At 67.7% G+C, this 7844-nt stretch carries 9 protein-coding genes; 2 read left to right on the top strand and 7 right to left on the bottom strand.

Going from position 1 to position 7844, the window contains the following annotated elements; all coding sequences use genetic code 11:
- Nucleotides 1-89: 89 nt before the first annotated feature.
- The 6 genes from CCN51_RS42160 to CCN51_RS42135 form a co-directional block, all read right to left on the bottom strand.
- Nucleotides 90-503 (bottom strand): GNAT family N-acetyltransferase, encoded by a 414-nt coding sequence (locus tag CCN51_RS42160; RefSeq protein WP_055413927.1) that lies wholly within the window; start codon nucleotides 501-503, stop codon nucleotides 90-92.
- A gap of 174 nt (nucleotides 504-677) precedes the next feature.
- Nucleotides 678-2948, bottom strand: coding sequence for a peptidoglycan recognition protein family protein (locus tag CCN51_RS42155; protein WP_014176185.1), 2271 nt, complete (start codon nucleotides 2946-2948; stop codon nucleotides 678-680).
- A 358-nt stretch (nucleotides 2949-3306) separates the two neighbouring features.
- Nucleotides 3307-3510, bottom strand: coding sequence for a DUF397 domain-containing protein (locus tag CCN51_RS42150; protein WP_014176184.1), 204 nt, complete (start codon nucleotides 3508-3510; stop codon nucleotides 3307-3309).
- A gap of 14 nt (nucleotides 3511-3524) precedes the next feature.
- Nucleotides 3525-4052: a Uma2 family endonuclease gene (locus CCN51_RS42145; RefSeq protein WP_238545637.1), complete on the bottom strand. Its 528-nt coding sequence runs from the start codon at nucleotides 4050-4052 to the stop codon at nucleotides 3525-3527.
- A 15-nt stretch (nucleotides 4053-4067) separates the two neighbouring features.
- Entirely contained in the window at nucleotides 4068-4268 is a 201-nt protein-coding gene (locus tag CCN51_RS42140) for a DUF397 domain-containing protein (RefSeq protein WP_014176182.1), read from the bottom strand.
- Nucleotides 4269-4280: 12 nt separating this feature from the next.
- Complete coding sequence (locus CCN51_RS42135) at nucleotides 4281-5135, bottom strand: helix-turn-helix domain-containing protein (RefSeq protein ID WP_078610438.1); 855 nt, start codon at nucleotides 5133-5135, stop codon at nucleotides 4281-4283.
- 247 nt (nucleotides 5136-5382) lie between these two features.
- Between CCN51_RS42135 and CCN51_RS42130 the strand changes: the two genes are divergently transcribed.
- Both CCN51_RS42130 and CCN51_RS42125 read left to right on the top strand, forming a co-directional pair.
- Nucleotides 5383-5844 carry an ATP-binding protein gene (locus tag CCN51_RS42130; protein ID WP_014176180.1) on the top strand — a complete coding sequence of 154 codons (462 nt, stop codon included), beginning with the start codon at nucleotides 5383-5385 and terminating at the stop codon, nucleotides 5842-5844.
- Nucleotides 5845-5897: 53 nt separating this feature from the next.
- Entirely contained in the window at nucleotides 5898-6422 is a 525-nt protein-coding gene (locus tag CCN51_RS42125; protein ID WP_014176179.1) for an LOG family protein, read from the top strand.
- Between the two features lie 57 nt (nucleotides 6423-6479).
- Here CCN51_RS42125 and CCN51_RS42120 read toward each other — a convergent pair whose 3' ends face one another.
- A complete protein-coding gene (locus CCN51_RS42120; RefSeq protein ID WP_014176178.1) occupies nucleotides 6480-7682 on the bottom strand; it encodes a hypothetical protein in 1203 nt (400 codons plus the stop codon).
- Nucleotides 7683-7844: the final 162 nt, after the last annotated feature.

The raw sequence follows: 7844 nt of genomic DNA, 5'->3' as shown, positions 1-7844 counted from the left end.
CCGAGTGCTCCTCCTTCGCCCACTGAGAAACGAGTCCGGCCGGGCGAAGGAGGAGCACTCGGCCCGCCCTGCATCGGCGCACAGCCCATTCAAAGCCGCATAAGACCCGCGGCGGTCGGCCGGAATCCACACTGTGCGTAAAAGGACTCAAGGTGCGGCTCATAGCCGACATGCAGCCACTGCGCACCACATGCCTTCGCCTCATCGGCGGCCGCACGCACCAACCGCACCCCGAGCCCCTGCCGACGCTCGTCGGGGTGCACGGTGGTGTCCAGGATGAAGGCGTGCAGACCCCCGTCGCCGACGACGTTGACGAAGCCTACGAGTCGGCCCTCCCGGCTCGCGGCGATCCACACCAGGCTGCGGGCCAGCATCGGTGTGAAGGAGGTCGGCCGGTGCCCCGGCCATGAGGCGCTGAACAGTTCGTTGAGATCCTCATCCGTGAGCGGGGGACGCACCACCAGCACCGCATCGCTGTTCTGGGACGGACCATGGATCGCCATGTGGGTCAGCCTGCCACGTGCCGCGACCCGGCCTGTGTGGATGTCCGCGGACAAACTGAGTTGTCCGCCCTTCGACCTGCGGTTTCGCGGCCGGAATGGGGCGGACAAAGGAGCGGAGCGGGGCGCGGCCGGCCATCGGCCGCGCCCCGCTCTCGCGGGTCGGGCGCGGCTGGGTTACTTGATGTAGACCAGGCCGTCGGAGGTGATGGTCGGGCGGCCGCTGGTGCCGACGACGACGATCTTGACGGTGTGCTTGGCACTGGTGGACCAGGACTTCGTCCAGACGGCGTTGCGGTACATCGTCGAGGAGGAGCGCAGGTCGACGGTGGCGGTCTTGGTGCCGTCCACATAGATGTACGCCTGGCCGGAGGTCGATGCCCGGGAGACCACCCAGGCCGCGGAACGGCCGGTGAAGGTCCAGGTCAGGCCGGCGCCCTTGCTGCCGCTCGAGTATGACTTGCCGCCCAGGTAACTGGAGGAGGATCTGGTCGTCCAGCTACCGGACTTCACCGCCGAGGACTCCTGGAGGATGACGGGTGTGTAGGAGGGTGAGGAGGTGCGGTAGTTGCCCGCGTAGTCGTAGGCGCGCATGGACCAGGTGGAGGCGGTACCGGACGTGACCGTGCGGTTGGAAACGGTGGTCGTCGGGCTGAACGTCGCGGTGGTCGGGGACAGCAGCTTGACATCCCGCAGGGCGGCGTTGTCGGTTGCCTTCCAGTCCAGGCGGACCGGGACGGCGGTGGTGTTGACCGTGCCGGTCCGCAGGGTGAGCTTCGGTGTCGTGGTGAAGGTCGGGGCGGTGGTCTCGGCGATGGCGGTGGTGGCGGCGGTGGTCGTCGTCTTCCCCGACTGGTGCACGGCCCGTACCGCGACCTTGTGCGTGCCCAGCGCCAGGGTGGTCGACGCGGAGGCGCTGGTGCCGGAGGTGGTGGCGACGACGTTGCCGTCAACCAGCAGCTCGTACCTCTTGATCAGGGCTGCGGGAGTGGTGGCCGACCAGTGAACGGTGATGCCGGCCTTGGTGTAGTAGGCCGAGTTGTACAGGCCGGCCCCGGATACCGAGGTGATCTTCAAACCGGCGACGGGGCCGGATGCCCAGCTGCGGATGGTGGGCAGCTGGGCGTACAGCGAGTTGCCGGGGCACTCGGTGTTGTAGCCGTCGCGGTGTGCGGAGATCCGGTTGAAGGTGTACTTCGTGTCGGCCGTGTAGCTGGTGCCGAGGTAGTTCTTCTGGGTCGCTCCAGCGGTGAGCTGGACGGTGCCGGCGGGGTCGGCGCCGTACTGACCGAGCTTCCATCCGGCCAGCCGGGCGATCGATGTCATTGCGTCCGTGGACGCGCCGGTGGAGGTGTAATTGCCCAGGACGGCGATGCCGGCGCTCTCGCGGTTCCAGCCGTAGGTGTGCGCGCCGAGTACCGGCATATCGACGCCGCCTGCGCGGCCTTCGAAGATGGTGCCGCACTTGTCGACCAGAAAGTTGTACCCGATGTCATTCCAGCCGTTGGTCTTGACGTGGTAGATGTAAATACCACGCACAATCGAGGCGGAGTCTGCGCAGCTGTAGTCGTTGGTCCCGTCCGTGTGGTGGACGAAGACCGATTTGACGTCCGTGTTGTACGTCGGAGGGTCTTCCGGTGTGATGCCCGTCGTGTCGGCACCCCATTCGGTGCGCGAGACGATCGGCGGCTCGGGCACGGTGGAGGGCGGCCCGCCGGTGGCGGAGGCGCTCGGCGAAGGTGAGGTCGTCGCCGTGTCGCTCGGTGAGGCGGACGGGGCATCGCTGGTCGTGGTCTGGGTCGGTGTGTCGCTCGGCGAGGGGGAGTCCGTCGCCGGGGTGGAGGTGTCGGTGGGGGTGTCGGTCGGAGTGGGGGTGTCGGTCGCCGCGCCCGTGGGCGTGCCGGTCGGCGTATCGGCCGGTGTCGCGCTGTCCGAGGCGGAGGCGGAGGCGCCGGGAACATCGAGGGCGTAGGCGGCCGGGGCGGGGTCGGCGGTGGCGGCCTTTCCGGGGTCTACCAGATCGAGGCGCAGACCGTGCGGCAGGGTGGCCGAGGTCTTGCTGCCCGCCAGAACGCGCAACTGGACGCCGTTGGAAGGCCCGACCCAGTAGGGCTCGGTCGCTCCCCGCTCGCCCTTCGTCGGGACGTCCCCCAGGGCGTCATTGTTTCCCACGGTGAACCACTGCGACCACGTACCGGTCTTCGCGTCACGGGTGCGCGCTTCGACCTTCTTGGGCGCCTTGGCCATGGGGTTGGTCCAGCTCACTCCGAGCAGACTGAAGGGTTCGGTGGACCGAGTTCCGAGCGTCACGTCCCCGTCCGCGCCGGGCTTCAAGGCGATGCGGTGGACAGCGGCCTTGACCGGCCCGGAAGTCGCTGCCCTTCCGGTGTCGGCCGAGCCGCCGGCCAGCCCTTCGAAGGCCAGCGCCCCCGTCAGGCCGGCTGTCACCGCGGCAGCCGTTACCCATATGCGTCGTGATCTCAACGTTCTCTCCCAGCCCACGGTTGTCCGGACGGTCCGGTGGCCCGCTCCGGGACGGGCCAGGTATCTGATCAGGCGTGAACGGTCGTCGTGACCGCTGCCGCGTGTGGGGGGAAGCGGATGGAGTGGTTCCGGTAAGGCCATTGGGCAGCTTATGGGGCTGGAAGGTCACTTTGCTGGGTCATCTGGGTGATGCGCGTCACCCATGGGCGTGAGTCGCGGCATGCGCGGGGCCCCGGTGCGCGTCGCACCGGGGCCCATGGTCGTATTGCCGCGTCGGCCCCTGCCGATCTGGCCTGGGGCGGGCTCGGGCCCGTCGGGTCGGCTACCGGGGGTCCAGCAGGGGGTCGAAGCGCCCGTCCTTCACCCCGAGGACGAAGGCGCGAAGCGCGGTGTGGTCGGTGGCCAGGACGGTGTTGGGCTCGGAGCTCTCGCGTATGGCTATGGCGCTGCCATCGATGGCGACCTCTATGCAGTTGTTGCCGCCGCCGCCGCAGAACGATGACCGCTGCCAGGTGTGCTGGTCCATTCCCGTTCGGCTCCTCAGTAGATATAGAGCGCCGAGGTGTCGAGCGTGGCGCCGATCGGCTCTCCGATCGGCACGGGCTCACCGAAATCGGTCTCCAGCGACGCGCGGTAGTGCTCCCCGCTGGGGAGCGAGTACAGCAGGCACTTGCCGACGATGGGATTGACGATGAGGTAGTACGGGATCCCTGCCAAGGCGTACTTCCGGACCTTCTTCTCGGTGTCGTTCTCGGGGTTGGACTCCGAGACGATCTCGCCTACGAGGATGATCTCGGCGGCGGGGAATTTCGCCAGACGAGTGCGGCGGTAGGAAGAGTCGACCACGGCGATGTCGGGTCGGAGGAGTGTCAGGCCGTGCCATCCCTTGTAGACGGTATCGACCTTGGTCATGACGCACCGCTCGGACATGAGCTGTGCTGCGATGGACACGACCATCTGTCCGTGTGCGCTGGCGACCGAGGTACTGAGGCAGACTTCTCCGTCGATCATCTCGGCGTGGTAGTCCGGGAACGCCGCGTCGAACTGCTCGAAGCGACGCATTTCCACGGTCAACTGGCCGCGCTAACCGTTCAGAAGCCGGTCGAAGCGCCCGTCCTTCACGCCAACGACGAACGCGCGCAGCGCGGTGCGGTCGGTGGTCAGGACGGCATCGGGCTCGGCGCTCTCGCGTATGGCTATGCGGCTGCCGTCGGCAGCGACCTCCATGCAGTTGTTGCCGCCAGCATCGGAGAAGGAGGACTTGAGCCAGCTCAAGGTGGACACGAAGGGAACCCCTCACAGGTCTTTGGCGATCGCTTGGATGAAGTCTCGCGACTTCTTTGGAGTCAATGCCATCTTCTCGACCAAGTCCAGCCGGGTCCGAAAATGGGTGAGTTGGGTGGGCGAGTCGATGAACACCGGACCGGTGGGCGAGTCCATGTGCACGGTGTCCAGGCGTCGGTTCGGCGCCTCGGCGTAGAGGACGGACGAGTCCCCGATGAGCGGATAGCCGCCCGCCTCGAATGGGATCACGGCGATAGTGACGCTCTCGCGGTCGCTTGCGGTCAGCAGGTGTTCGAGCTGCGTGCGGGCGGCTCGCCTGCCGCCGAGCTGCATCCTCAGGGCGGCCTCGTGGATCACGCCCGTGTATGGGGTGGGCTTGTCGCCGAGTAGTGCGGATTGCCGTGCCAGACGGTGGGCCACTCGCAATTCCACTTCCAGGCGCGGCAGCGGCGGCAGAAAGAGGTCGAATAGCGCGCGTGCATGGTCTTCCGTCTGGAAGAGCCCAGGTAGGTGGGCGGTCTGAACAGTCCGTAGCCGAACAGCGTGGTGTTCGATCTCGGAGACGTCCAGGAAGCCTGGCGGGATCTTGCCGCGGTACTCCTCCCACCAGCCGGGTTTCTGTCTTCCCGTCATCTGCGCCAAGGCATCGATGAGGGCCGAGTCGTCGCACTCGTAGATGCTGGCGAGCCGCCGCAGGCGCTCCTCGCTGACGCCGAAGCGGCCGGATTCGATGTTGGAGATCATCGTTCGGTCGGTCCCCAGAAGGCCGCCCGCGGTCGGCGCTGACATGCCCGCCTCCTCGCGGAGCCGTCGTAGTTCAGCCCCAAGCCTTCGCTGGCGGACGGTCGGTGTTTGTTTGGGTGCCATATGTCCTCTCCTGCGCTCGCGCACAGTTTTGCCCAGGTGGACGCTGTGCGTTGAGGAAGTCCGAGCCATTCACCCGTTCTAGCTAACTTGGCATTACGGGTTATGTGAGGGCGCTGCGATGCAGGCAAGCTACTCGCCACCGCTCACCACGGAAGCGTGCCGTTTCCCGGCGTGGGAGCGGCGCCATGCCGCGTGCTGCGGCAGAAAGCCGCGTACCGGAGTACACAACGCCCACCGGAGGTGCCACGTGACCCCGCATCCACCACCGCTGCTGTTCACCGAGCCCTGGGAGTACGAACTCCGCTTCCCCCGAGACCCCCGCGGCCCGGGTATCGTCCGGGTCACCCTGCGCGCCGTACTGACCGCGCACGGGCTGCGCGACATGGTCGAGCTGGCGTCGCTGCTCACCTCCGAGCTGGCGACCAACTCCGTCCGCTACTCCGACGACTGCGCATCCGTACGGCTGCTGTGGACGCACCCCGTGCTGCGGGTCAGCGTCACCGACACCAATCCCGAGCTCCCCGAGCCGCTCAAGCCCTCCGTCGAGGTGGACAACGGCCGGGGGCTGTTCATTCTCGATGTCCTCGCGGACCGGTGGGGTGGCTGTGCCATCGGCGAGGAGCCCTTCGGGGTCGGCGGGAAGACGGTGTGGTTCGAGCTGGGCTGGGGCGGGACTCCGCCGACACCCACGGCGGCGCTGGCCGCCTGAATCAGCCGCGCGGATCCGGGGCGCTGTCGGACCCGGACCGTAGAGTGGCGACCATGAATATCTGCGTCTTCTGTTCCGCCGCCGACCTGGACGACCGCTACACCGCCCCCGCCCGCGAGTTCGCCGAGCTGATCGGCAAGCGTGGCCACACGCTCGTGTGGGGCGGGTCGGACGTCGGGCTGATGAAGGTGATGGCGGACGGGGTGCAGGAGAACGGCGGGCGGCTCGTCGGGATATCGGTGGAGTTCCTGTCCGCGAAGGCCAGGGAGAACGCCGACGAGATGGTGATCGCCAAGGATCTCGCCGAGCGGAAGGCGCAGCTACTCGCGCGGGCGGACGCGGTGGTGGTCATGGTGGGCGGCACGGGGACGCTGGACGAGGCCACCGAGATCCTGGAGCTGAAGAAGCACGGCCTGCACATCAAGCCGGTGGTGCTGCTCAACACGGCGGGCTTCTACGACGGGCTGAAGCAGCAGTTCCAGCGGATGGAGGACGAGGGCTTCCTGCCGCTGCCGCTGAGCGAGCTGGTCTTCTTCGCGGAGAGCGGCGCGGACGCGATGGCGCACCTGGAGCAGTGAAAGCCGTGAGCGTGGCTCCGCCGTAGCGGAGCCACGTCATGGACGATGGGTCGCGGCTCAGCGGCCCACCACGTACACATGGCGCTTACGTGGGTGCTCGCCGAGCCCCCAGATGCCGTCTCGGTCCCCGTCGTAGCTGAGGTCCTCGGGGCCGATCGAGAGGTACCCGTGCCACATGGGTGTGTTTCTGCCGCGTCGGGACCGGTACAGACTTCCTCGGTTGTTGGGGCCATCGCTGACCGAGAAGTAGTACCTGCCGTCCACGCTGACCGCCCCTTGGACCTTCAGGCGGTTGAACGTCCGCTGTCCCTCGGCCTCTTCGGACGTGATGGCGCTGGTCTGGGGGTTCATGTACCAGCGCACGACCCGGCACTTACCACGGCGGCGGAACTCGCTCACCAGAAGGGAGGGCTGCGCGGTCGTGTGGTCCACCGAGACCTGGGAGTAGATGAGTGCCGCTCCCGCGTTGTCGTAGGCGCGGCTCTGAGGGAGCACGTACTGGCAGTCGTACGCGTAGTACTTATTGTCCATGGCGCGGTAGCCGCACCAGTTTTTCGGCGGCGTGGCAACCTTGAACATCTGGTTGACGTTGAAGACGCGCAAGCCGCCGCGCGTGTCGGCGAGGTAGAGCCTGTCCCCGTACCAGGCGATGCCTCCCGCGTGGACCCCGACGGGTGCGAAGTCATACGGCTCACCGGCGGACTTCTTCGGCTCCACGAGCAGGACGTGTCGGTACCGCGGCCTGCTCGGGACGGTCACATCGACGAAAGTGACGCGCGCCCCGCGGTTCCAGATGGCGCCCTTCGCATACCAGGACACCAGGACCGCCCGCTTCTCCGCGTCCGTGTTCGTGCCCGGAATGGGCCCGTGGTAGGCGTCGTAACTGCTGGAGACGCCTTGCGGATACCACTGCCCAGTGGTGCCGTCGTTCTTGTCCGGGTCCCAGCCGAAGGAGTACGCGAGCCTGCTCGGCTTGGTCCCCGCGGGCCAGCGTGGATTCGCCACTGCCTTGCGGTCCGCGTTCCGCAGCACTTCCTGGACCAGGGGTGCGGCAGCGAGCTCGTTGGCGAGGCCGGCGATCGCCGAGGGATAGGTGTAGCTGGTCGGCTCCAGCGGGTGCTCGCGCATCGACACCCGGAATTCGGACGCCGCCTCGGACCCCGCCGCGCGCGCCGTGGACGGAAGTACCAGACCGCCGGCGGCCGCGGCGAGCGGAGCGGCGGACAGGCCGCGGAGAAGTGTTCGACGTGTGACGTCCATGACAGACGCATCCCCCATTCGGTGTTCGGGCGGGAATTCGATGGAACCCCGCGCCGGTCCACGCCGTACGCGCCGGTTCGGCATCCGCCGGGGCGGTTCCCCAGGCCCAGGCCCGTGCGCCGTCCTGCCACCCCGACACGGCGGCGCACGGGCCTGGGCCTG

Origin of the sequence: Streptomyces milbemycinicus, assembly GCF_002154605.1 — a bacterium.
Taxonomy (GTDB): domain Bacteria; phylum Actinomycetota; class Actinomycetes; order Streptomycetales; family Streptomycetaceae; genus Streptomyces; species Streptomyces milbemycinicus.
Note: the sequence above shows the minus strand (reverse complement) of the source record. Positions and strands in the feature narration are given on the sequence as shown.

Bases quoted from the DNA above. Each gene is read 5' to 3' on its own strand.
- CCN51_RS42160 (WP_055413927.1), bottom strand. From the start codon at position 503: ATGGCGATCCATGGTCCGTCCCAGAACAGCGATGCGGTGCTGGTGGTG.
- CCN51_RS42150 (WP_014176184.1), bottom strand. From the start codon at position 3,510: ATGGACCAGCACACCTGGCAGCGGTCATCGTTCTGCGGCGGCGGCGGC.
- CCN51_RS42135 (WP_078610438.1), bottom strand. From the start codon at position 5,135: ATGGCACCCAAACAAACACCGACCGTCCGCCAGCGAAGGCTTGGGGCT.
- CCN51_RS42125 (WP_014176179.1), top strand. From the start codon at position 5,898: ATGAATATCTGCGTCTTCTGTTCCGCCGCCGACCTGGACGACCGCTAC.
- CCN51_RS42120 (WP_014176178.1), bottom strand. From the start codon at position 7,682: ATGGACGTCACACGTCGAACACTTCTCCGCGGCCTGTCCGCCGCTCCG.